The following is a 22,619-nucleotide window of genomic DNA, read 5'->3' on the forward strand; positions in this document are numbered from 1 at the left end:
CTGACCGGTTTATCCTTTAACTCACTATAGGGTTGTGCGGTTTTCCGTCAGCGCGGATATAACCGGACTTTAATATCCGCCGGGGACGCATAATACGGCGCGGACGTGACAAACAGTTTCACGCCGGTGTCTGCATACCGCCCGATGGTTTCTGCATTCAGCCCGCCTGCGGCAGACAGTGTGCAGTCCGGTGCCAGCACCGCGGCCTCTTTGACGAGACGGCGGATATCATCAGGGCTGAATTTATCCAGCTGTAACACATCCGGGTGTCCTTTCAGCGCCTGACGGGCCTCATCCGGGTTATCCGCTTCGACAATAATGGTTTTTTCCGGCGCTTCACGGCGCAGTGCGGCAATGGCTGAACACCAGTTTTCCGGCTCTGCCAGGAAGCGGCGGTGATTGGCAAACAGCAGAATGGTTTCCGAACAGCCCTGACGGTGAATGATGCCTTTTCCGGCCAGTACGGCAGCCGTTGCCAGCAGCTTGGTGCCGGGGATGTTTTTACGGGTGCAGGCCAGCTGCGCATCCGGCTGATACTGACGGAGGGTATCCACCATGCAGCGGGTCATCTGTGTCACGCCGCTGCTCCACTCGATCACATTCTGGACAATTTTCCAGCCCTGATGCAGGGCTTCAGCACGTCCGGTGGCTGTCAGCAGGAGAGCACCGGATTCGGCATAATCGCCGTCGTTCACGTGTAATTGAGCCTGTAAACCGAGTTTTTCCAGTAATTTCTGACCCAACACTAATCCGCTGACATAACCGGCCTGCTTGCGGGAAAAGTGCATTTCCCCGCTCTGCGCGCCGATACCGAGTGCGCGGGTGGTGAGATCGCCGTAATGAATGTCCTCCAGCAGGAGGCTGTCCAGAAAGGCATCACTGTAGTAGATCACTTCTGGCCTCCCGGCAGCAGCAGAGCAGATTCCGGTACCACACTCCATGAAACCATGGCCCAGTCGCGGGTGGCCGGTACCACCGGCAGGCCGTCAGCCGCCTGCTTGTCGTAATAGCGGCGCAGCAGGGTCATTTCATGGTCATCAAGCTGTCCCAGCGACCAGACCACACCGTCGGCAAACTGCTCAAACGTCATGTTGTCGCGGCTCTGGCAGTTCGGGCTGCGGATGAACTCCACGTCCGGATGAATGCCGAGCTGATTGAGGATATTCACTGCATAAATGTATGTCGGCAGAGTAACCGGCTTGCGGCCGATGGCGCGGATCACACGGATATCGACAAATGTCGGGCTGACAGTATGCGTGGTGTAAACCCGCAGCCGCGCGTGGCGGTTCAGTTTCAGCAGTGCGGCCTGTAAATCCATCACCAGCGTGGAGCGTGAGGCCACAGCGATATCGCACGGCGGCAGGGCTGACCAGTCATCTTCCCAGGCGCAGTGGCGGAAAGTGACGTGTGAGCAGCCCTGAGTCTCTGCCCGCTGACGCGCGACTTTCAGCATTCCTTCGCTGTAATCAATGCCGGTGACCTGCTCAAAGCTGTCTGCCAGCTGTAACGCGACAGAGCCCGGTCCGCAGCCGACATCCAGCAGGGTTTTTGCGCCGGTGGTATCGACGATCTCTTTAAAGCGGATCAGGTACGGATCGGCGGGGTTCGCACAGTTTTGTGCCATTTTCTCCGCACGTTTATCCCAGTGTTCCGGATCTTTGCGGGTTCGTCCGGCCTGTGCGAGATGGTCGCGGTAGAGTTGTGCGAAATCGATATCATCAATAGTCATGATCATCCCTTATAAGCGGGCTGCGCAAAGTGCGCAGCAATATGTTCTGGTGTCACATGATAAAGTGCCGCCAGGGTTTCCGGTGTGAGCAGCGCGGCAGGTTTGTCCTGGCAGGCGGGACGGTCTTTGCTGAGCATCACAATGCTGTCTGCCACCGCCGCCGCATGCTGCGGGTGGTGGGTGGACATCAGTATGGTGATCCCTCTCTCACGTAACTGTTCGATTTTATTCAGTAATTTTATCTGATTGCCGAAATCGAGGCTGGCCGCCGGTTCATCCATAATCAGCAGTCCCGGTTGCTGGACCAGGGCGCGGGCAATCAGTACCAGCTGTTTTTCCCCGCCGCTCAGACAGGAGTAGGTACGCTGTGCCAGATGGGCGATCCCCAGATGAGCCAGTTCCTGCTCCGCCATCTGCCGTTCGGCACGTCCCGGGGCGGCAAACAGAGAGAGGTGGGCACTGCGTCCGAGTGCCACCATATCCGCCACCCGGAATGAAAACGGCATGTTGTGCGCCTGCGGTACATAGGCAACGCGGCGGGCGAGTGCGGCGGCGCTCCAGTCACGCAGCGGAGAGTCATCAATGCGGATCTCACCGGCTTTCGGCGGCAACAGGCCGAGCAGGGTTTTCATCAGCGTGGTTTTGCCGCAGCCGTTAGCCCCGAGCAGACAGATGATTTCACCCTGATGTAATTGCAGATTTATGTCAGTGAGTATTAACTTCTCTCCGTAACCGACCGCCAGGCCGCGGGTGATCAGGACATTGCTCATCCGTTCCTCCGTGTCTGCAACAACAGAAAAATAAAGAAAGGCGCGCCGACAGCAGAGGTCAGAATGCCGAGCGGCAGTTCAATCGGGGCAATAGTACGTGCCAGGGTGTCGGTCAGCAGCAGCATGATAGCGCCGATCAGCAGTGATACCGGCAACTGGTGACTGAAGTTGGCACCCACTAACAAACGGGTGATATGCGGAACAATCAGCCCGAGCCAGCCGATAATCCCGGCGACCGAGACGGCCCCGGCGGTGATCAGGGTGGCTGAAGCGATAAAAATCAGCCGTGTCAGCGTGACATTCAGCCCGAGTGTGCGGGCTTCCTCATCACTCAGACTGAGCAGATTCATGCGCCAGCGCAGCAGCAGAAGCGGCACCATCCCCGCGAAAATCAGCGGCGCAGTGGTTTTAATATCATCAGGCGAAATAGCAGACAGGCCGCCGAGCAGCCAGAAGGTCATGGCAGGTAATTGAGTGTAAGGGTCGGCGAGAATCTTCATCAGTGAAATAGCAGAGCCGCACAGTGCGCTGACGGCAATCCCGACCAGCACCAGTGACAGCACCGGATCATGCTGACGGGCCAGCCGGGCGACGGAATACACCAGTCCGACCACACACAGCCCGCCGGTAAAGGCGAACAGCTGGATAGTGAGCATTGACTGACCGGCAAAAATCCCGAAGATTGCACCGACGCCCGCCCCGGCGGAAACACCCAGAATATCCGGTGATACCAGCGGGTTACGGAACATGCCCTGATACGCCGCTCCGGCCATGGCCAGCCCGCCGCCGATAATCAGCGCGGCGGCAATACGCGGCAGACGGATTTGCCAGAAGACAGTCATATCGCGGCTCAGTGCCGGATCATCCGCACCGGTATTGCCGGTGATTTTCGCCAGCACCACATCCCACAGTTGCTGCGGAGTTAGTGAGAACTTACCAACATTCAGTGCGATACCGGTGAGTAATACCAGCAGCAGAAGCAGTAACAGCGTTTTGGCGGAAGTGCTCATCGGGCTGATAACAGAGTGTTAATCTGTGCCTCCGATAACGGGGAGTGATAAAACAGACTGAAAAACAATCCGGTATCTGTTTTCAGATCCGCACTTTCCGGTTCAAACTGTGCCTGAAGGCGGCGCAGTCCTAAAAGCCGGTTCAGTCCCGGCGGACTGTCGAGCCAGCCGGACGGCAGTCCTGCATAGTAAAAAACCTGCTTATTCTTCACCGCATTCAGGCTCTGCCAGACCTCACCCTGCATAATCGCGTCATAGGTCACGGCATCCTGGGCGATAATAAAATCCGGGTTCCACAGCAACAGCTGTTCGGATGAGACCTCCGCCAGTCCCTGCATATCCGGGACATCCGCGACATTTTCAAATCCCAGTAATTCCGGGGCTTCGCTGTGAATGGAGCCGCGCAGGCCGGTTTGCAGACCTTTTGCACCGCGCGCCAGATAAAAACAGCGTTGGTGAGTCTGACGCCCGGCAAAGGCCGCGGCATCCTGAAGCCACTTTTCGGCCAGTTGTGCCTGTTGTTCCGTGCGCTCTGCTTCCCCCAGCAGCGCACCGGCCCGGCGCAGTAAATCCGGTGTTTGTGCCAGATTGCCGGACAACAGAATATACGGGATACCGGTCTGACGGCTGAAACGGGCTGCCTGTGAGCGGTAAGTGTCATCGGTCAGCCCGCTGTCAACAATCACGTCCGGCGCCAGCGCCAGCAGGGTTTCGGGGGAGAGCGTGCTGCCGCGTCCGGAGAGGCGCCCGGTGACCGGCAGAGCGCGCCAGCGGGGGGCAAAATACGGGCTGTTTTTCACTGACAGGGAAGCGAAGCCCGGCAGTTTTTCCGGGGCAACCGCAAACAGCAGCTGATCAGTCGGCGGGCCGCTGCTGACCACACGGTGAATCGCTTCCGGCGGCGGAAGCTGACCATAAATAAAGACCTGAGAAGGGCTTTCCGGCACGGCAGATAATGCCGGGAAGGAGAGCAGCAGTGCGCAGCAGAAAAGAAATCCGGAACAGAGGCGGTTGAGTCTCATCGTAATCAGTCGTCATTATCGTTATATGTATTATTATATAGCGGACGTTAGCGCAGAGCATGAGGTGAGTCAATAAAATCAGCGGTAAACAGGGAAGTAAGTCAAAATAAGGTAAAATCCCGTGCGGAATACGGTATAACTACGGGCTATTTCGGCGGATATGACGACACACAGACCAGTCTGTATTAAGATAAGCACTATGAAGAAAAAACGCCCTTCGTTACAGGACGTGGCTGACCGCGTTGGTGTAACCAAAATGACTGTCAGCCGCTTTTTGCGCAATCCTGAGCAGGTTTCCGAAAAACTGCGCGGCACCATTGCCCGTACCCTGGATGAACTGGGGTATATCCCGAACCGGGTGCCGGATATTTTATCCAACGCCACCAGCCGGGCTATTGGTGTACTGCTCCCCTCGCTGACCAACCAGGTCTTTGCGGAAGTGATCCGCGGTATTGAAACTGTTACTGATGCGGCCGGTTACCAGACAATGCTGGCGCACTACGGTTATCAGGCGGAGAAAGAAGAAGACCGTCTGGTCTCTCTGTTATCCTACAATATCGATGGTCTGATCCTGGCGGAACGCACACACACGCCCCGTACGCTGAAAATGCTGGCTACCGCCGGGATTCCGGTGGTGGAGCTGATGGACAGCGTGTCCCCCTGCTATGATTCCGCCGTCGGGCTGGACAACCGGCGCGCGGCATTTGAAATGACGCAGGCGATGATTGAGCGCGGTTGCCGCCGCGTGATCTACCTCGGTGCACGTCATGACGAACGGACATTCATGCGTCTTCAGGGTTACGAACAGGCGATGCGGGATGCGGGACTTGAGCCGGGTAATGTGATGACGCAGGAAAGCTCATCCTATTCACTCGGGGCGAGACAACTGCACCAGGTCAGAGCCGATTATCCGGATGCTGACGGACTGTTCTGTACCAACGATGACCTCGCGATCGGCGCTATTTTTGAGTGCCAGCGCCTCGGCATCCGTATCCCGCAGGATCTGGCAGTTGCCGGGTTCCACGGCCATGATGTCGGCCGGGTGATGACACCGAAACTGGCGAGTATCCTCACACCGCGTGACCTGATGGGACGCCGTGCGGCAGAAGTGCTGCTGGCGCGTCTGCGCGGTGAACTGCCGTCTCAGCAAATAGTTGATGTCGGCTTCGAATTATTACCGGGAGAGAGTATTTAACGGCTCCCGGCCCCTCCTGATGTGACAGGAATTTCGTTTGAGATAACTGTCACAATTTATTCATCTGAAAACAGTGTTTGATTGCATTGTAACCATATCCGTTGGTAATGTTACCGGTAATAGTTACCGGTAACATGTCCGGTGATAATGACCGCATAAGAGGAATTGTTATGAGTGATAGCCAAAAACCACATCACGCCTTTGTATTGATGGGGGTTTCCGGCTGCGGAAAATCCGCTGTGGCTAACGGGGTTGCAACCGGGCTTAATGCGGCCTTTCTGGACGGAGATTACCTGCATCCGCGCGCCAATATTGAAAAAATGGCGGCGGGGCACCCGCTGAATGACGCCGATCGCGAGCCGTGGCTGAAAGCCATCAATGACGCGATTTTTGCCATGCAGCGGACGAATGAACTTTCCGTGATCGTCTGTTCGGCACTGAAAAAAAGTTACCGTGATATTTTGCGCCGCCAGAACAAAAATTTGTCATTTATCTGGCTGAAAGGGGATTTTGAGCTGATCGAAAGCCGCCTGAAAGCCCGCAAAGGGCATTTCTTTAAACCGGAAATGCTGATCACCCAGTTCGATACATTAGAAGCACCGGACACGGCCGACGAGCAGGATGTGCAGGTGCTGGACATTCAGCCGCCGCTTGAGGATGTGATTACGGGCGCGGTTCAGATTATCAGACAGGTTTCCGGAGGTCAGTCATGACAACATTAACCCTGGTATTAACCGCTGCCGGGTCGGTCTTACTGCTGCTGTTCCTGGTGATGGTGGCGCGGCTGCACGCCTTTGTGGCGCTGATGATTGTCGCTATCGGCGCAGGGCTGTTCTCCGGCATGCCGCTGGAGCAGATTACACAGACCATGCAAAACGGGATGGGCGGCACGCTCGGTTTTCTGGCGATAGTGGTCGCACTCGGGGCGATGTTCGGCAAAATTCTGCATGAAACCGGCGCACTTGACCAGATTGCGGTAAAACTGCTCAACTCATTCGGTGAAAAACGGGCGCATTACGCGCTGGGGATCGCCGGACTTATCTGCGCACTGCCGCTGTTTTTTGATGTGGCGATAGTGCTGCTGATCGGTGTGGTTTTCGCGGTTGCCCGCCGTACCGGCGGTAACGTTGTGCGCCTGGCGATCCCGCTGTTTGCCGGTGTGGCGGCGGCTGCCTGCTTCCTGTTACCGGGACCGACACCGATGCTGCTGGCGGATCAGATGAATGCGGATTTCGGCTGGATGATCCTGATTGGCCTGTGTGCGGCGATTCCGGGTATGATCCTGGCCGGCCCGCTGTTCGGTAACTTTATCAGCAAATTTGTGACGCTGGAGCTGCCGAAAGACCTGACTGAACCTGCGCTCGGACAGAGCAAAATGCCGTCATTCGGCCTGAGTCTGGCGCTGGTACTGTTCCCGCTGGTGCTGGTCGGGCTGAAAACGATTGCTGCACCGATGGTTGACCCGAAATCAGAGCTCCACGGCTGGCTGGTATTTATCGGACACCCGTTCCTGGCGATTCTGATTGCCTGTCTGGTGGCGATTTACGGCCTGGCAATCCGCCGTGGCATGAGCCGCAATAAAGTGATGGAAATCTGTTCTGCCGCTATCCAGCCTGCGGGAATTATCCTGCTGGTGACCGGTGCCGGCGGGGTGTTCAAGCAGGTGCTGGTGGACTCCGGTGTGGGTCCTGCGCTGGGGGAATCACTGATTGGCGCAGGGCTGCCGATTGCCGCTGCCTGCTTTATTCTGTCTGCTGCTGTCCGTGTGATCCAGGGTTCCGCAACCGTTGCCTGTCTGACCACCGTCGGTCTGGTCTTACCGGTTATCGGTGAACTGGGTTATTCCGGCGCACAACTGGCGGCACTGTCAGTCTGTATCGCGGGTGGCTCTATTGTGCTGAGCCACGTGAACGACTCCGGTTTCTGGCTGTACGGGAAATTTACCGGCGCCACCGAAGCACAGACCCTGAAGACCTGGACGCTGATGGAAACCATCCTGGGTACCACCGGGGCCATCGTCGGTATGCTGTTCTTCGCTTTCCTGTAATATCTGCATTTTCATTCTCAGGCAGCGGATTGATAAGATCCGCTGCCTTTTTTATCACTCCCCGCCGTCCGCATAATATTCCTGTTTTTTCCGCCGATAGTAAATCTGTCCCCGGCGGCAATCCGCGCTATTTCCCAGCGTTATATTATCTGTATTAACCGGAATTAACATGCTGAATATAATGAAAAAATGGATTTTTTTACAAAAAAAACAGCCCGTTGTCTTCCTGGAGGAACCGGAGGTTTATCCGGCACCGTCAGAGCACGTGATGACGGGAAATGCGGATGAACAGAAGCACTATCACGGTGAAATTTTGTGCCGTCACTTACTGGATGGTATCGCGGCGATAGAAATTATCCGCAACTCCCTGCTGGATTCCGGCACCCGCCTGGCGGGGGAACAGGGGACACTGGATGAAATCGCTATGCATAACAGTGAAACCCGCCGTTATATGCAGGAGTTGTGCAGTGTGCTGGATGATATCAGTGAGCATGCAGATAAAGGGCTTGATTACACTCAGAAGCTGGTCTCGGTGCTGGGACAGATTAATCAGAATATTAATAATATCGAACGCCTCGCCAACCAGACTAACCTGCTGGCGGTTAACTCGGCGATTGAAGCGTCTCATGTCGGCAGCCGAGGAGCCGGGTTTTCAGTTATTGCCCGGGAGATCAAACAGTTATCCGGAGAAATTCAGGATGAAGCCATCAATATCACCACATTTACCGGTAAAATCAAATCACACGCCAAAGCGATCCATACGGATGCGGAAGATAATCAGAAGCTGGTAAGCAGCATCCGTGATATTGCGGTTCAGGCGGAAGAGCGTTTACAGGATATGATCACCAGCTCCTCCCGGATGGAAGCAATTATCCGTTTTGTAGCGGTGCAGCAGTTTCTCAATACCGTCAAACTGGATCATGTTATCTGGAAAGGGGATATCTACCGCCGCCTGCTGGACGGAAATGCAGACTTATCGGTTAATGACCATACCCAGTGCCGTCTCGGCAAATGGTATTACGCTGACGAAGGACAGCGGTTTATCGGCCATGATGCCTACCGGAAACTGGAAAGACCGCACCGGATAGTCCATCTTTCCGGGCGCCTGGCGCTGGAAGCCAGGGCTCAGGGCTCGCTTCATGATGAGGAACGGCATTTATCCGCGATGGAGGACGCCAGCCGGGAAGTGATTGAGAACATCGATGATCTGCTGGCATCGATCAGTTACTGAAATCAGGTGAACAGTGTGATTTGTCTGTTTTTCAGTTGTGTGATTTTTTCGGATAACTGAATTTTCTTGTCTGCGGCGGCAAAGGCATCCGGTGGCATATGGCTGACCAGTTCACTGAGATGATCCGGAGATTTAACAACAAGAAATTGTTTTTTATCCCGGATAAACACCACGGAATATTTTTTCTGATTTAATAATTCCAGCACATTACTGAGAGTGCCGGTACTGCGGCTGTCCCAGATCATCAGTCCGCAATCCGCGTCAGCGGCCATCGCTAAGTCTTTCGCTGTAAAAAATGCCCTGCTTCCCGGCGCACAGGTGGTTTCTGTTACCTGTACAGGCCAGTTTCCGAGGTTATGTCTCGGAACCCGGGAACTGCTGAAGACGGTGACGTGATGATAACCGGATTGTTTCAGAAATTGCTGAACGGCTGAATCCGCCCCCGCGGCATCACCGACAATAATGCGGAGATGCCGGGCGGTTATTTTTTGCAGCCGTTCAGTGACCAATGGGTCTAATACTTTAATTTTAATCGATCCTGCGACGAAAATCGTCGTCATACCGGTCTCCAGGTGAGTGCAGCCACATAGATGTTATTCACTTTACTATAACCGCGAAGAACTTGACAGGCTGACTCCAGTGACGCACCGGTATGGTACAGGTCATCAATTACCACGACATTCCGGCATCCGTCATTTTGGATTTGATCAAAAACAGAAAAGCTTTCACCGATGGCATTCAGTTTTTCCTGTTTGTCAGTCAGATTTTTGAGCGGAGTGTTACCGGGTTCTTTCATCAGCAGATGATCAAAATGCGGCAGGTCTGTTATTTTTGAAACTATCCGGACAATTTCTGTTACCGGCTGGCGGGAACGGGCGGTAGAGGCGGGCATGGGAAGGCCGAAACGCGCATCCGGAAAACGGATTTTTATATTATCCGCAAGGCACCGGGCGAGCGGGTCAAGCTGAGACCAATCCTGTTTATATTTCAGCCGGTATAGTGCTTCACCCGCTTCTGTTCTTTTGGTATCAAACTGCATGTGCCCGGCACTGTTTTCACCCAGTGGTTTGCTCCATTCGGTGTGTTTATCCAGGGCGAACCCCGCTTTCCAGCTCCCGTAGAGAGGTTTGATATTGGTCTTCATCATCAGTCCTTTGGTAACGAATACAACATGGTGATTGAAGGGTGATTAGAGATTATTCTTTTGGATGATGCACGTTTCCGGCGGATGTTTTGCGGGCAGAAGTGTAAAATAAGGGAATAATACGTATAAAAAACTCCCGGAAACCGGGGGCTGAGTGAACATCGCTGTCGGGTAAACGGCGGTGTATCAGGGGTGATGATATAAAAAATTACTCAGTTCAATGCGGGTTGGTGCACCGTCAGACCCCGGACGGCTGACCACAATGGCGGCAACCGCATTACCGATCCGGACGGCATCCGTGAGCGTCAGCCCGCAGGCCAGACCGGCGAGAACACCGGCGCAGTGACTGTCTCCGGCGGCGATGGTATCGGCCACCGGTACGCTGAAGGCCGGGATTTTTACCGGCTGCTGTCCCGGCTGACACACCACGGCACCTTCTTTATCAAAGCGGGCGATCAGAGGCAGTCCGTAACTGTCTGCAAACGCCTGTGCATCATCTGTCTGTATCTCAGACTGCCTGCCGCCCCGCGGATTAAGCTGTGCCAGCTCATCACGGTTGACGGTCAGCAGTGGTTTTTTCGTCAGCAGCTTTTCAATAAAGTCCGCATCAATATCCCGCAGACGCGGACCGAAATCTGCAAACAGGGTTTTATCGTCACTCTGTGCCAGCAGCCAGTTACGCAGCGGCGCACTTTCCGGGCTGACCAGTTCATAACCGGAAACATAAATCAGCGCATTGTCCGGCACCGGGATTTGTGCGAGCAGTTCTTCACTCCAGTGCTGCTCACAGCCTTCGATAGTGATAAAAGTACGCTCTTTACTTTCTTCCACCAGTGCCAGACACCAGCCGTTATCATGCGACGGATGGCGCAGCAGAACCGGCAGATTTTCCTTTTCCATCGCGGCAATGACCTGCTTTCCCCAGCTGCCGTTTCCGGCGGGGATGCCGTTGACCGGCACAATACCGAGACGGCTCAGGGCACGGGCGACGTTAAAGGCGCAACCGCCGATCTGCTGCCCGAGGGGCAGGGCGCTGATATCATCCCCGCTGCGCGGCAATGCGTTCACTTCCAGCATCACATCACCGAAAGCGGCGCCGATAACCACAACCGGACGCTGGGGTGTCAGTAACGATACATCCATCAGTTCAGATTAACTCCGTGCCGGTTTCATCATCAGTGTCAGGCGGTATGCCGCCATGCTCACCAGGAAGGAGACAAACAGCCCCAGACTGGAATTCTCAAACACACCGGTGGCAAACGGCCCGTTAATAAAGCCGGTGTTGGTGACCAGCAGCCCGGCAACCGAGCCGCCGAGCCAGCACAGGAACGTCGGCAGGATAACGCCGGTGTCACCGTACAGAGAAACTTCGTCGTAACCGGCTGTTTTGTGTTTGCTGTAGTAATCGGTGATAAAAATTGCCGCCCAGGAGGCCAGGAACAGCCCGCAGAACACCAGGAATGAAATAAACGGCCCGAGGAAATCACCGGAAACAAACAAAACATAAATCGCGATGGCCAGCACAATCACACCATCAAGAGCAACGGCGGTGCGCTGTTTGAGTTTGATCCCCATACTCAGCAGGTTCAGACTGGCGGAATAGAGGCTGAGGACGGCAATAGTGACAATTCCTGCCACGGCGGCAGCCAGATACGGCACGGCCATCCAGGACGGCAGCAGACCGCCGATCGCGGCGATCGGGTTTTCTTCCGCGGCCAGATCAGGCAGTTGCGCGGTCAGCAGAATACCGGTCAGGATCAGCAGCAACAACGGCAGCGCAGCGCCGCCGACCACAGAACCGAAAATACGGCTGTGGGATGAGGACGGGCTCTGATCACGGCTGTAATCCGCCCCGGCAATCGCCCAGCTGATGCCGGTTCCGGCGGCGATGATGGAAACCGCCGGCAGGAAACCGGTGATCCAGCTGCCGGAAGGACGGCTGAACAGTGCCTGCCAGTCCGCGGTGGCCAGCAGCCAGAGTACAACAAACAGGGTCATTGCCCCGAAAATCCGCGTGATCCATTTCTGCATCAGCAAAACCGTGTTCTGCCCGAGAATACTGACCAGTACCGTCAGCCCGCCGAATAATACCAGCGCAACAGCCGTCATCAGGTGTCCGCTGCCCAGCCCGATGGCGGTAAACAGCGCGGCGAGCGTCAGTGTGCCGGTGATGATATTCACGGCTTCCCAGCCCATCAGGTTAAACCAGCAGAAAGCGGTCGGTGCGATATTACCGCTTTTGCCGAAACTGGCGCGGGAAAGGGTGAGAGTGGTGGTCCGGCCGATTTTACCGGCGATACTGGTGATCCCCACTAAAATAAAGGAGGCGACACCCGCCACTGCGGCTAAAACGGACTGAAAGAAGGACAGCCCGAACGACACAATAATCGCGCCGTAGACCACGCCGAGAATACCGATATTGGCGGCACACCAGACAAAGAAAAGTTCGGCCGGTTTTTTGGTCTGCCGGGAGGGCGGGATCAGACCGATCCCCAGTTCTTCTATCGTCGGATCGGTTTTGTTCAATGCTGAAGGTGCAGATTGCTGACTCATGACATCATCCTGTTCGTCGCGGCATACTCCTGCCTGAACTGCGCCAGACGGCGGGCATACGGCGTAAAATCGATATTATTTGTATGATTTATCAATGCGATACTGTCAGCATCAAAACTGTCAATGCCGTGAATTGCGCCGCAGATAGCCGTTGCCATGGCACCGATGGTGTCCGTGTCTCCGCCCAGATTTGCAGCCAGTACCGCACAGCGTACGGGATTGGTGTTGGCTAAATCCGCGAGTGCAATTGCACACGGGATAGATTCAATATTATCCATACCGGCGCCGACTATCTCATAAAGATCGGTCAGTGCCTGTTCTTCGTCCGTACGCCCGCGGACCACATTGAGCGCGTACATAATCCTCCGTCCCAGCAGCGGGCTGAAGGTGGATTCGAACCGGCGCTGAACAGAATCAGCCAGCGGTATGACAGCTTGTTTTATCGCAGACCAGTCAGTGCCCTCAACAGCCAGACTGACGGCCCGGGCAATCACGACAGCACCGGCAATGGCGATATCGGATTTGTGGGTCGGCAGACAGGAGAGCCTGACCTGCTCAATAAAACGTTCTGTATTATATGATGGCATCAGGCAACCGACGGGCGCGACACGCATCGCGGAACCGTTGGTCACACCATTTGCCTCTATTTTATCTAAAGGTATTCCCTGGTGTATGGCATTCAGCGCAGCTTTTGATGTCGGCCCCAGAATATTTTTTTCAAACGCCTGTACCCGGGTAGCCCATGCCATGATGTGGCGGGCGATCGTCTGCGGGACGACCGCACCGTGCTCCTCAATAATGGCATCCATCAGGGCAACACACTGACTGGTATCATCGGTAAATTCCCCGGCAACAAACTCGTTGGCGGCAATATTCTCCTCCGGACCCGGCAGGAAAGTGTCAATCCAGCCGAAGTGCTGACGGACACGGCTCTTTGGCCAGAGTTCCGACGGCATGCCCATGGCATCTCCGGTTGCCTGCCCGTAAAGACAACCGAGAATACGTTTTTCTGTCACACTTAACGGGACTGCTGCTGATTGTGTCATTTATTATTATCTGAACTGGTGTTGAATGAATTAAGAACAAAATATTTGTTATTGGTATGGGACTGCTGTGTGGCCTTTGTCTTTACTGAGTATATAATAGACTACAAATAAGTCCAGTTGAAGTCCAGTTGGGGCGATTTTAATCAGTATGTGATAGCGGACACAAAAGTTGCTACACTGTTTTCAGCCGTTATCCGCAGCATGACAGGAACCTATTTGTGGAACATGATTTTCTCACTTTTTTACAGCACCGGTTTGATCAGCAATCAACTGTTCCGTTATATATTCAGTTAAAACAAGGGATTGAAGACGCTATCACACAAAAGATGCTGACGCACGGCTGTGTTTTGCCGTCTGAGCGCCGTTTGTCTCAGTCGCTGGGCGTATCCCGCGTGACGGTAGTAAAGGCACTGGACTTACTGCTGAAACAGGGACTGGTGGTGAAACATCACGGTAAAGGAACGCAGATTAATCTGCCGGTACAGTACAATCTTTCCGGCGGGGGATTTTCCGCACAGGCGGCCGGCAGCGGTCAGGTTTCCAGCCGCTGGCTTATCCGTCAGCTGGATCGGGTACCGGACTCACTGGCCTCTGAACTGGAATTATCCGCAGGTGATACCATGGCGGTGATCAAACGTGTCCGGCTGGTGGATGATATTCCGGTGTCGCTGGAAACCATGTTTATTCCGGAAGCCTTTTTGCCGCGCCCTGATTTGCTGGACGGTTCACTGTACGCACACTGGCTGGCGCAGGGTATTGAGCCGGATGTGCAGGAGTATGCGCTCTCTATTTGTCATCCGTCAGAAGAAGAGGCGAAACTGCTCTCTATCCCGCCGACAGCGTCACTGATGAAAATTATCCTCAGAAGCCGCGATAAAGCGGGCAGAGTCCTGGAATACGGCACAGCTATCTGCCGCAGTGATTTCTATCATTTCCACTTTACAGTAAAAGCCTGACAGCAAAAAAATCAGAAAGCAAAAAAGCACTGCAAAAACAGTGCTTTTAATAATATTACGTTGCTGTTTATCAGGCCATCGCGGTGATGGTTTTATTCAGTAACGCATTGGCGAGTGTCTCTGCGGTCACCGTTTCATTGGTGTTCGCGGTAAGATCCCACAAGCCTATCTGTCCGTCATGGTTAAGCGTCACAATGTAACGGCAGCCGGATTTCAGTGCGTTGCTGTGCTGACGTTTCAGTTTGGCACGGGTGAAATCATTCAGGATTTTATATTGCGGTAACTGATGGCGCAGTGTGTTAGCCAGTAATAACGCTTCCACATTCTGCGCCGGATCTTCATAGGTCACCACGATATCCGGCTGATTAACAATCGCTTTATCCAGGCCGAGAGTCTGGATCAGCAGTAACAGCCGTTCGATCCCGATAGCAAACCCGGAGGCCGGTAACTGTTTGCCGCTGAATAATTCAACCAGACCATCGTAACGGCCGCCGCCGCAGACTGTCCCCTGTGATCCCAGCTCTTCGGTGATCCACTCAAACACGGTGCGGGTGTAGTAATCCAGCCCGCGCACCAGACGCGGATTGACCACGTAGGCGATGTTTTCGCTGTCCAGCAGACGGCGCAGTTCATCAAAGTGCTGTTGTGATTCATCGCCGAGGAAGTCCAGCAGGCGCGGTGCCGCTTCAATCATCTCCTGCATATCCGGATTTTTGCTGTCCAGGATACGCAGCGGGTTGGTTTCCAGACGGCGCAGGCTGTCCTCATCCAGCAGTGCCTTGTGCTGCGTAAAGTAATTCACCAGTTGCTGACGGTGCTCTGAGCGCTCTTCCGGTGTCCCGAGGGAGTTAATCTCCAGGCGGACGTGTTTATCCACGCCGAGTGCCTTAAAGATATCTTTCACCATAAAGATAAGCTCCGCATCCACATCCGCCCCCGGCATACCGAAGGTTTCCACCCCGAACTGGGTGAACTGACGCAGACGGCCTTTCTGCGGACGCTCATAACGGAACATCGGGCCCTGATACCACAGACGCTGCGTGGTGTTGTAGCACATGTTGTTCTCAATCACGGTCCGGACGCAACCACTGGTACCTTCCGGACGCAGGGTGATGTGCTCGCCGCTTTTATCGAGGAAGTTATACATCTCTTTTGAGACGATATCGGTGGATTCACCGACAGCGCGTTCAAACAGGGCAACCGGTTCCAGAATCGGCAGCCTGACCTCCTGATAGCCGTAGCGGGAAGTGATATTCCGGATCCGGTTTTCCAGCCACTGCCAGACCGGTGTTTCTTCCGGAAGCACACTTCTCATCCCTCTGATTGACTGAATCTTTTCCATTTTTAGTCCTCTATATACAGTTTCTCTGTGAGAAATTCCGGCTGTCATCATTGTCAGCCGATAACGCCATCTCAGCGGTCTGCTCAGTGCAGATCCCCGGGATGTACGACAGGGCGAGCCCGGGACGGGGATCAGTAGTGTTTTTTTCACGGCGCATAATAAAAAACAGATACAGCGGAATGGTCACCATTTGCAGCACCATGCCCCAGAACAGCGGTTTGGTGCCGGCGCCTGTCAGCGCGACCATGATGAATCCCAGACCGATCAGGCTCAGAGTGGCGTAAATAATAAAAGTACGTCCGTACTGCATTTTTTTTGCGATCATGGCGATCGGCAGGGAAATCACAGCAAATGCATACGGGATCAGACTGGCGGATACCGCAAGAATAATGATGTTGCGGAACTGCTGTTCCAGGCTCGGTGAGATGGTAAGCAACAACACGGCGCTCATCATCCCGGCGGTGCAAATCAGTCCTTTATACGGGACACCGTGGCGGTTCACATCGGCAAAAAAACGGGGAAATGTGCCTTCTTCCGCCGCAGAGCGGGGAACTTCAGTCTGTAAAATCTGCCAGCCCGGCAGTGCACCGAAGCAGGCAATAATCGCGAGTGCAGAGATAATCTGCCCCGCATGTGCGCCCCACAGATAGCGGGCGGTATCCGCAAACGGCGCGGTGGAGTTAACAAGCTGTTCGTGGGGCAGAATCCCCATCATGACATTGGTGGAACTGAGGTAGCAGGCGGCAGCAATCACCAGCCCGATAATCGTTGCCAGCGGAATATTGCGGTGCGGATTAATCACCTGGGCAGATGAAACCGACGCGGATTCAATTCCCAGGTAGCCCCACAGCGAAATAGCGGCGGCGGCAAAAATAGCATCTGTGTTACTGGTCTGAGTAACATTAAAACTGGTGATGTAACGTGTGTAATCAAAACTGGTCCAGCCGAAAATACTGATGCTCAGAATAACGGTGAGCATACAAAGGCCGGTAAAAATCTGCGCATAGCCGACGACTTTTGCGCCCTGCAAACCCAGCAGAACGAAAGCCCAGAGAATAATAATAGCGGTAATAGCGGCGTAAAGCGGAGTGTGAAGCTGCGGAAAGAAGTAAGAGAGATAACCGACACCGGAGATCAGTAAGGCACAGTTGCCTATCCAGGTCGAAAGCCAGTAAAAAAGTGATGTCTGTAACCCGATATACTGCCCGAATGTCCGGCCGATGTTGGCAATCACGCCGCCTTTACAGGGGGAGATTTCACCGGTTTTGGCGAACACCAGCGCCAGTGCCAGCACGCCGCAGAAGGTCAGCAGGCCGCCCCACAGCGCGACAGAGCCGATATGCGCGAGAGAGGAGGGTAACATAAACACGCCGCTTCCCATCATATTGGAAGCCGTCATAATGATCAGGGCTGTCAGGCCCATGCGGTGGGTGGGTTTACCATTGGGAACCATACCATTTTGTCCTCACAGAAATACTCCAGCTGCGGATGAGGGAGCAAAAAATCTCACGATCAGAGAACTGAGCCGTGTTTTTTGGTCTTTTTTCTTGCATCATCCTGTGTCGCTGTATAGGTTAGAGAGCGTTGCCGGCAGGATTGGCGTCTGCGCCGGCAACGAACCGTAAGGGGGCAGTGGATATTTACCACTGCCTTTTTTTATGCCGCGTGTAAGTTAAAATCCGCGATAACATCGTCGATCAGTTTGTCGATCTCTGCGGTATCCAGATGGTGCGCGGTGGTGATCAGGTGAGCCACGTCGCCGGATGTTGCCAGGCAATGTTCTTTCCAGACGCGTTCTGACGGGCAAGGGAACACAACAGTGATGGAGTTCTTGTTGCGCCATGCATTGATGCCGGCTTTCTGCATACGGTCAACAGCGTACTGCGCCATATCCAGGCTGCGGGTGATGCGGCGTTTCCACTCTTCAGTTGAGTGTGAACGGACAGCTTCCCACAGCATCAGTGGTGTGTGACCGTTACGTGAACCGGTGATGGTTTTGTCGTGTGCGGAGATGTAGTCGATTTCAACAGAAATACGGTCTACGTTTTCTTTCTTCGCAACAACGATACCGCAAGGGATTGGTGAACCAATCATTTTGTGGCCGGACACACCGATGGAGTCGATACCGTCTGCAAAAGTGAATGGCTGTGCATCATCAACGAATGGCAGGATCATGCCGCTCAGTGCCGCATCGGCGTGCAGATAGTAATCTTCACGTTTGATACCGGCTGCTTTCAGGCGTTTCTGAATTTCTGCGATATCATCGATTGCACCGCGGACAGTGGTACCGATGTTAGCAAAGATGATCGGATGCGCTTCTTTATCGTCAGCGATTTTTTTCATCAGATCGTCATAGTCGATTTCGCCGCTTGGCAGAGATTCAACAACCTGAGATTTGATGCGCAGTAATTTAACGATTTTTGCAACGGAATAGTGAGTATCTTTTGAATAGTACAGGGTGCCGTCAGGGAAGATTTCACGGCCCAGGTAGCAACCGAACATATTACCTTCGGTACCGCCGTTGGTGACATAACCCCAGCTTTGTTCAAACGGAATTTTGAACAGGTCTGCGAAATACTCCATCACTTCTTTTTCGAAATCGAAAGAGTTCAGCAGGTAGTTGCAATATTCGCCCCAGTCACCGCAGTTATTGATAGAGAAACGTAAGAAGCGTTCCAGATTGGTGTAATCAAAATCCGCTGATTCAGGATAGCCGATGTTGAAATACTGGTTTTTTACGCAATAAGCCCAGAATGCATCAAGTTTGTTTTGATCATTGATAGACAGAGTCATACTTAATTACCTCTTGTTTTTCAAAATTGAAGACTGTGAAGCGGAGCAAATCACGCTTTGTTTTGTTCGTCATTGATATACAGGATGTCGTTGCCTTTTTTCGCACGGCCGGCAGCCACGAAGCTGAACAGCGGGATAGTGACGGACATCATGACCAGACCCCAGAACATAGAATCAGAACCGGAACCTAACAGGGCAAAGACACAGTAGATAATGCCGATAACCACCAGGACGTTATAGAAAATGAATGTTCTGCCGCGATTCATTTTTTTGGAAACCATGATGATTGGCAGAGAAATCAGTGCATACATGTATGGCAGCAGAGATGCGAAGACAGACATCAGAATGACGATTTCAAACTGTTTGGCCAGGTTTGGTGATGCGGTCATTAACAGCACCAGGCTCATCAGCACACCGGTGAAAATCAGGCTTTTCATCGGAACGTCATTTTTGTTCACATCGGAGAAGAATTTAGGGAACAGACCCTGGTCGGCACCGGCACGCGGACCTTCAGACTGAAGGATTAACCAGCCGGAGATTGAACCGAAGCAGGCGATGATACTCAGGATAGACGCAACAGTACCGGCGGTTTCACCGAACATGTAACGGGCAGCATCCGCAAACGGCGCAGCAGAGTTAACCAGTTCTTCGTGAGGAACCAGACCCATGATAACGGTGCAGCTGCCGACGTAGCAGACTGATGCAATCAGCAGACCATAAACGGTGGCACGCGGAACAGTGTATTCGGGTTTGTCGACCTGGCCGCTGGAAACCACTGCGGATTCAACACCCAGGAAGCCCCACAGTGCGATAGATGCCGCAGTAATAATAGCAGTGGTATCACTTTTACCGGTGCCGTTATAAACCTGAGAGAACATCTGCGGATCGAACCAGAACCAGCCGATGACACCGACACCGAGAACAACAACCAGCATGCAGCTTGCAGTGAATGACTGCGCACGACCGGCGACACGGGCACCGAAGCTGGCTAACACCACGAAGCCCCACAGAATCGCGATAGCAACGACACTGCCGATAGCCGGGTTTTTCAGTTCAGGGAAGAAGTAGCTGAGGTAGCCGACACCGGCAACCAGCAGCGCGACGTTACCGACCCAGGCACTGATCCAGTAACAAACTGTGGTCTGGAAACCGATAAACGGACCGAAAGCATCGCTGGCGTAAGCCACGATACCGCCGTTACGCGGTGTGATAAGACTGGTTTTGGCGAAAACTAATGCTAATGCGATAACACCAATGATTGTAAATAACCATCCCCATAAGGAGATGTAACCGACGCCCGCGAGGTTAGTCGGCAGCATGAACACACCGGAACCCATCATATTTGATGCGGTTACCAGGGTCAGCGCGACCACCCCCATTTTATGGGCGGAACTGGCACTCATGTTTCCCATAATGCTTTTCCTGTAATGATTGTTTAATTGGAAAGGTGCACCCGATGACAATTACCGAGATAGGGGAAACTTAATTTTTAAATGTCGTTCTAAATTTGATGTTGATCAAAAAAAACAGCGCTTCCATAACAGTTTCGGCTGAAAATGAATATTTTATGAGCCATTTTTCAGTAAGTGACTCTGTCCCCCTTTTCAGACGCTAATAGTTCAACTTTTTGTGTGGTTATTATTTTACTTTTGTCATGCGGGAATGAACAAACAGGTTAAGTAAAAAATAAATATACTTTTTTCAATACGATAAAAAATAATGGCATTCAGAAATAAAAACGGGTTTTATGATATGAGTTAAAATAACAAAACCGGTTTTGTATTATATTACTCATTAGATAAATTGATTACTTTTAGCGATTGGAGCGCTGACCTATGCCAAGAAGAGAGCGCCTTTATTTTCCGGGATTACCACAGCTGATTAAACTTAACGGGCACAATCATGAAAAGCTCTTTCAGGAAGAGAATGATTACGCCCGCTTTCTGACCTGTATTGACAGGTCTTTAGAATCATACAATTGCGAGCTTCATGCATATTCACTTCAGGCTGATACCGTATTATTGCTGCTGACACCAAAATCAAAAGAAGATTTAAGCCGCTTCATTCAACACATCGGACGCCAGTATGTTCCTTATTACAATAATAAATATCAGCGCAGCGGCGCATTATGGGATCGGCGTTATAACAGTTGTCTGATTGAAGCAAATTCCTATTTTCTTTTGGTCTCTCAATATGTTGATACACTCACATCCGACCAGTCAGAATATAATGACAGACATAACTTAAATTATTCAAGCTATGCTCATAACGCCGGGGAATGTACTATTCCGAGAATGACTGAACATCAGTGTTATTTACAATTAGGAAAAACACCGGAAGAGCGTGGTATCCATTACCAGCATTTTTTATATACCACCATCAGCCCGTCGGTTATTGAGCGAATCCAAATCTGTCTGAATCAGAATTGCGTACTGGGTACGAATCAGTATTGTCAGAAACTGGAATTTGAAGTAAACCGTACCGTGCGCCCGCATCAGAGCGGACGGCCGCGCAAACATTACAGTAATGATGTGGCGGACTGGATCTGGCTGGAGAACCGCGCCTCTAAACTTCTGGCACGTTATTGTTATCAGGAAATCCGTTTTCCGCTGCTGGAATACTGGGATGACCATATGAAGAATACTGCCGCATTCGCAGAGGATAACCATAACGGACCTAAGCTCAATTGCAGTCATCCGGCACTGCTGCGCGGTGAGGGGACGATGGGCTGCCTGCGGGTGATTGCACAGCATCAGCGTTTACAGTCGAAAAGTAAGTTATGGTATATCGGTGCGATGTTCCGCAATGTGGCCGGGCAGAAGCAGGATTTTGAACAATATCACCAGATTGGTGTGGAAGCCTTCGGCTACGATAATATTGATATCGAGCTGGAGCATATTTTAATGCAGTATGATTTTTTCAGTTCATTGCATCTTACGCCGTATATTGAACTGAAAATAAATACCGCGGGCAGTGAAGAAGAGTTCAGCTGTTTCCGTCAGGCACTGAGAGACTATTATCAGCCGTTTCTGCCGTTCTTTGAGGAGCCGTGGCTGGCCAGACTGAAAGATAAACCGGAGCAGTTATTATCCGTACCGCACAAGCTGCTGGATATCGTCAATAAAAAAGCCCCCCGGCTCAGTGAGTTTCTCTCTGAAACATCCGCCGCCCGCTTCCGTCAGTTACTTGAATCCCTTAACCGCCTGAAAATTCCGTACAGCGTAACGCCGGATCTGTATCCGGTGAATAATTACTGCCATACCCTGTTTGAATGGCGCACCACCCATCCGGACAGCCACGATGAACTGTTATGCCGCGGCGGGCGCTATGATGCCAGCGCGTCACATCTGCTGGATAAACAGATGGCGGTCAGCGGTTTTGCCTTTATGCTCGATCCGATTATTTTCCTGATCCGCAAATGCCACAAACAACTGCTGCGTCAGAATGCAACCGATGTGGTGCTGATCCCGGAAAACACCCGTGCCGCCGGACACGCGCTGATAGTCGGCCGTCGTCTGCGCACACTGTTCCCGCAGTTCACCATTAAAAATGATTGCTCGGGGATGCGGATCAGTACCTGCCGCAAGAATGCGGAGCGTAACGGCAGCCGTTTTATTATTGTGGTGCCGTCAGAGAATGATAAAGAGCTGGAACTGACCGATAAAGATAACGGAATGATTCAGTTTGTGAATGAGAATGCCATGATCGGGGTTCTGGGACACAGCGTAAACGGCTGAGAGGAGAGACTCCGCAGATAATCAGTTATCTGCGGAGTAGCGGG

At 52.8% G+C, this 22,619-nt stretch carries 20 protein-coding genes and 1 pseudogene; 7 read left to right on the plus strand and 14 right to left on the minus strand.

Translation table 11 applies throughout. The annotated features are described in order from the left end of the window. Positions 1 to 47: 47 nt before the first annotated feature. From modD to AAZR23_RS15620, 5 genes are read right to left on the minus strand one after another with little or no spacing between them, the layout of a single operon-like run. Positions 48 to 893 carry a ModD protein gene (gene modD / locus AAZR23_RS15600; protein ID WP_434693619.1) on the minus strand — a complete coding sequence of 282 codons (846 nt, stop codon included), beginning with the start codon at positions 891 to 893 and terminating at the stop codon, positions 48 to 50. Continuing rightward, positions 890 to 1,729, minus strand: coding sequence for a class I SAM-dependent methyltransferase (locus AAZR23_RS15605; protein WP_230060197.1), 840 nt, complete (start codon positions 1,727 to 1,729; stop codon positions 890 to 892). The genes modD and AAZR23_RS15605 overlap by 4 nt, the downstream gene beginning before the upstream one ends. Before the next feature lie 2 nt (positions 1,730 to 1,731). Then, complete coding sequence (locus AAZR23_RS15610) at positions 1,732 to 2,499, minus strand: ABC transporter ATP-binding protein (RefSeq protein WP_218454663.1); 768 nt, start codon at positions 2,497 to 2,499, stop codon at positions 1,732 to 1,734. After that, a complete protein-coding gene (locus AAZR23_RS15615) occupies positions 2,496 to 3,509 on the minus strand; it encodes a FecCD family ABC transporter permease (RefSeq protein WP_434693621.1) in 1,014 nt (337 codons plus the stop codon). Before AAZR23_RS15615 ends, AAZR23_RS15610 begins: the two co-directional genes overlap by 4 nt. Then, a complete protein-coding gene (locus tag AAZR23_RS15620) occupies positions 3,506 to 4,531 on the minus strand; it encodes an ABC transporter substrate-binding protein (protein WP_434693624.1) in 1,026 nt (341 codons plus the stop codon). The genes AAZR23_RS15615 and AAZR23_RS15620 overlap by 4 nt, the downstream gene beginning before the upstream one ends. Before the next feature lie 199 nt (positions 4,532 to 4,730). Here AAZR23_RS15620 and gntR point away from each other — a divergent pair, with 199 nt between their 5' ends. The 4 genes from gntR (at position 4,731) to AAZR23_RS15640 (ending at position 9,004) form a co-directional block, all read left to right on the plus strand. After that, positions 4,731 to 5,726, plus strand: a complete 996-nt coding sequence (gene gntR, locus AAZR23_RS15625; protein ID WP_166708643.1) for a gluconate operon transcriptional repressor GntR — start codon at positions 4,731 to 4,733, stop codon at positions 5,724 to 5,726. Between the two features lie 170 nt (positions 5,727 to 5,896). Next, on the plus strand, positions 5,897 to 6,439 hold the full coding sequence (gene gntK / locus AAZR23_RS15630) for a gluconokinase (RefSeq protein ID WP_046894681.1): 543 nt from the start codon (positions 5,897 to 5,899) through the stop codon (positions 6,437 to 6,439). Continuing rightward, the gene (gntU, locus tag AAZR23_RS15635; RefSeq protein ID WP_166708642.1) at positions 6,436 to 7,773 is read left to right on the plus strand and encodes a gluconate transporter; all 1,338 of its coding nucleotides are present in this window, start codon (positions 6,436 to 6,438) and stop codon (positions 7,771 to 7,773) included. The genes gntK and gntU overlap by 4 nt, the downstream gene beginning before the upstream one ends. A gap of 169 nt (positions 7,774 to 7,942) precedes the next feature. Next, positions 7,943 to 9,004, plus strand: a complete 1,062-nt coding sequence (locus tag AAZR23_RS15640; protein WP_434693627.1) for a methyl-accepting chemotaxis protein — start codon at positions 7,943 to 7,945, stop codon at positions 9,002 to 9,004. Between the two features lie 2 nt (positions 9,005 to 9,006). Here AAZR23_RS15640 and AAZR23_RS15645 read toward each other — a convergent pair whose 3' ends face one another. From AAZR23_RS15645 to AAZR23_RS15665, 5 genes are all read right to left on the minus strand, one after another. Further along, positions 9,007 to 9,564, minus strand: a complete 558-nt coding sequence (locus tag AAZR23_RS15645) for a hypothetical protein (protein ID WP_166708640.1) — start codon at positions 9,562 to 9,564, stop codon at positions 9,007 to 9,009. Then, positions 9,561 to 10,151, minus strand: coding sequence for a ComF family protein (locus tag AAZR23_RS15650; protein WP_434693629.1), 591 nt, complete (start codon positions 10,149 to 10,151; stop codon positions 9,561 to 9,563). Before AAZR23_RS15650 ends, AAZR23_RS15645 begins: the two co-directional genes overlap by 4 nt. Positions 10,152 to 10,334: 183 nt before the next feature. Continuing rightward, entirely contained in the window at positions 10,335 to 11,291 is a 957-nt protein-coding gene (locus tag AAZR23_RS15655) for a PfkB family carbohydrate kinase (protein ID WP_434693631.1), read from the minus strand. 9 nt (positions 11,292 to 11,300) lie between these two features. Next, positions 11,301 to 12,701, minus strand: a complete 1,401-nt coding sequence (locus AAZR23_RS15660) for a purine-cytosine permease family protein (RefSeq protein WP_112549778.1) — start codon at positions 12,699 to 12,701, stop codon at positions 11,301 to 11,303. Further along, positions 12,698 to 13,717 carry an ADP-ribosylglycohydrolase family protein gene (locus AAZR23_RS15665; RefSeq protein ID WP_434693810.1) on the minus strand — a complete coding sequence of 340 codons (1,020 nt, stop codon included), beginning with the start codon at positions 13,715 to 13,717 and terminating at the stop codon, positions 12,698 to 12,700. Before AAZR23_RS15665 ends, AAZR23_RS15660 begins: the two co-directional genes overlap by 4 nt. A 248-nt stretch (positions 13,718 to 13,965) precedes the next feature. Between AAZR23_RS15665 and AAZR23_RS15670 the strand changes: the two genes are divergently transcribed. Continuing rightward, positions 13,966 to 14,703: a GntR family transcriptional regulator gene (locus AAZR23_RS15670; RefSeq protein WP_317418557.1), complete on the plus strand. Its 738-nt coding sequence runs from the start codon at positions 13,966 to 13,968 to the stop codon at positions 14,701 to 14,703. 70 nt (positions 14,704 to 14,773) lie between these two features. On the opposite strand, the gene hisS is transcribed toward AAZR23_RS15670, so the two are convergent. From hisS to hdcC, 4 genes are all read right to left on the minus strand, one after another. Further along, positions 14,774 to 16,045, minus strand: a complete 1,272-nt coding sequence (gene hisS, locus AAZR23_RS15675; protein ID WP_434693634.1) for a histidine--tRNA ligase — start codon at positions 16,043 to 16,045, stop codon at positions 14,774 to 14,776. 10 nt (positions 16,046 to 16,055) lie between these two features. Next, positions 16,056 to 17,498 carry an amino acid permease gene (locus AAZR23_RS15680; RefSeq protein ID WP_107679222.1) on the minus strand — a complete coding sequence of 481 codons (1,443 nt, stop codon included), beginning with the start codon at positions 17,496 to 17,498 and terminating at the stop codon, positions 16,056 to 16,058. A 203-nt stretch (positions 17,499 to 17,701) separates the two neighbouring features. Beyond that, positions 17,702 to 18,838, minus strand: coding sequence for a histidine decarboxylase (locus AAZR23_RS15685; RefSeq protein WP_166708633.1), 1,137 nt, complete (start codon positions 18,836 to 18,838; stop codon positions 17,702 to 17,704). Positions 18,839 to 18,888: 50 nt separating this feature from the next. After that, a complete protein-coding gene (gene hdcC, locus AAZR23_RS15690) occupies positions 18,889 to 20,250 on the minus strand; it encodes a histidine-histamine antiporter (RefSeq protein ID WP_166708632.1) in 1,362 nt (453 codons plus the stop codon). A 423-nt stretch (positions 20,251 to 20,673) separates the two neighbouring features. Between hdcC and AAZR23_RS15695 the strand changes: the two are divergent. Beyond that, positions 20,674 to 21,027: pseudogene (locus AAZR23_RS15695) on the plus strand (transposase); the annotation flags it as partial. Between the two features lie 105 nt (positions 21,028 to 21,132). Then, on the plus strand, positions 21,133 to 22,575 hold the full coding sequence (locus tag AAZR23_RS15700) for an ATP phosphoribosyltransferase regulatory subunit (protein ID WP_434693811.1): 1,443 nt from the start codon (positions 21,133 to 21,135) through the stop codon (positions 22,573 to 22,575). Positions 22,576 to 22,619: the final 44 nt, after the last annotated feature.

Origin of the sequence: Morganella sp. Je.2.23, assembly GCF_051129855.1 — a bacterium.
GTDB lineage: Bacteria > Pseudomonadota > Gammaproteobacteria > Enterobacterales > Enterobacteriaceae > Morganella > Morganella sibonii.

Bases quoted from the DNA above. Each gene is read 5' to 3' on its own strand.
- AAZR23_RS15610 (WP_218454663.1), bottom strand. From the start codon at position 2,499: ATGAGCAATGTCCTGATCACCCGCGGCCTGGCGGTCGGTTACGGAGAG.
- AAZR23_RS15680 (WP_107679222.1), bottom strand. From the start codon at position 17,498: ATGGTTCCCAATGGTAAACCCACCCACCGCATGGGCCTGACAGCCCTG.
- gntR (WP_166708643.1), top strand. From the start codon at position 4,731: ATGAAGAAAAAACGCCCTTCGTTACAGGACGTGGCTGACCGCGTTGGT.
- gntU (WP_166708642.1), top strand. From the start codon at position 6,436: ATGACAACATTAACCCTGGTATTAACCGCTGCCGGGTCGGTCTTACTG.
- AAZR23_RS15655 (WP_434693631.1), bottom strand. From the start codon at position 11,291: ATGGATGTATCGTTACTGACACCCCAGCGTCCGGTTGTGGTTATCGGC.
- hisS (WP_434693634.1), bottom strand. From the start codon at position 16,045: ATGGAAAAGATTCAGTCAATCAGAGGGATGAGAAGTGTGCTTCCGGAA.
- AAZR23_RS15620 (WP_434693624.1), bottom strand. From the start codon at position 4,531: ATGAGACTCAACCGCCTCTGTTCCGGATTTCTTTTCTGCTGCGCACTG.
- gntK (WP_046894681.1), top strand. From the start codon at position 5,897: ATGAGTGATAGCCAAAAACCACATCACGCCTTTGTATTGATGGGGGTT.
- hdcC (WP_166708632.1), bottom strand. From the start codon at position 20,250: ATGGGAAACATGAGTGCCAGTTCCGCCCATAAAATGGGGGTGGTCGCG.
- AAZR23_RS15660 (WP_112549778.1), bottom strand. From the start codon at position 12,701: ATGAGTCAGCAATCTGCACCTTCAGCATTGAACAAAACCGATCCGACG.
- AAZR23_RS15615 (WP_434693621.1), bottom strand. From the start codon at position 3,509: ATGAGCACTTCCGCCAAAACGCTGTTACTGCTTCTGCTGCTGGTATTA.
- AAZR23_RS15685 (WP_166708633.1), bottom strand. From the start codon at position 18,838: ATGACTCTGTCTATCAATGATCAAAACAAACTTGATGCATTCTGGGCT.
- AAZR23_RS15650 (WP_434693629.1), bottom strand. From the start codon at position 10,151: ATGATGAAGACCAATATCAAACCTCTCTACGGGAGCTGGAAAGCGGGG.
- AAZR23_RS15605 (WP_230060197.1), bottom strand. From the start codon at position 1,729: ATGACTATTGATGATATCGATTTCGCACAACTCTACCGCGACCATCTC.
- AAZR23_RS15700 (WP_434693811.1), top strand. From the start codon at position 21,133: ATGACTGAACATCAGTGTTATTTACAATTAGGAAAAACACCGGAAGAG.
- AAZR23_RS15640 (WP_434693627.1), top strand. From the start codon at position 7,943: ATGCTGAATATAATGAAAAAATGGATTTTTTTACAAAAAAAACAGCCC.
- AAZR23_RS15645 (WP_166708640.1), bottom strand. From the start codon at position 9,564: ATGACGACGATTTTCGTCGCAGGATCGATTAAAATTAAAGTATTAGAC.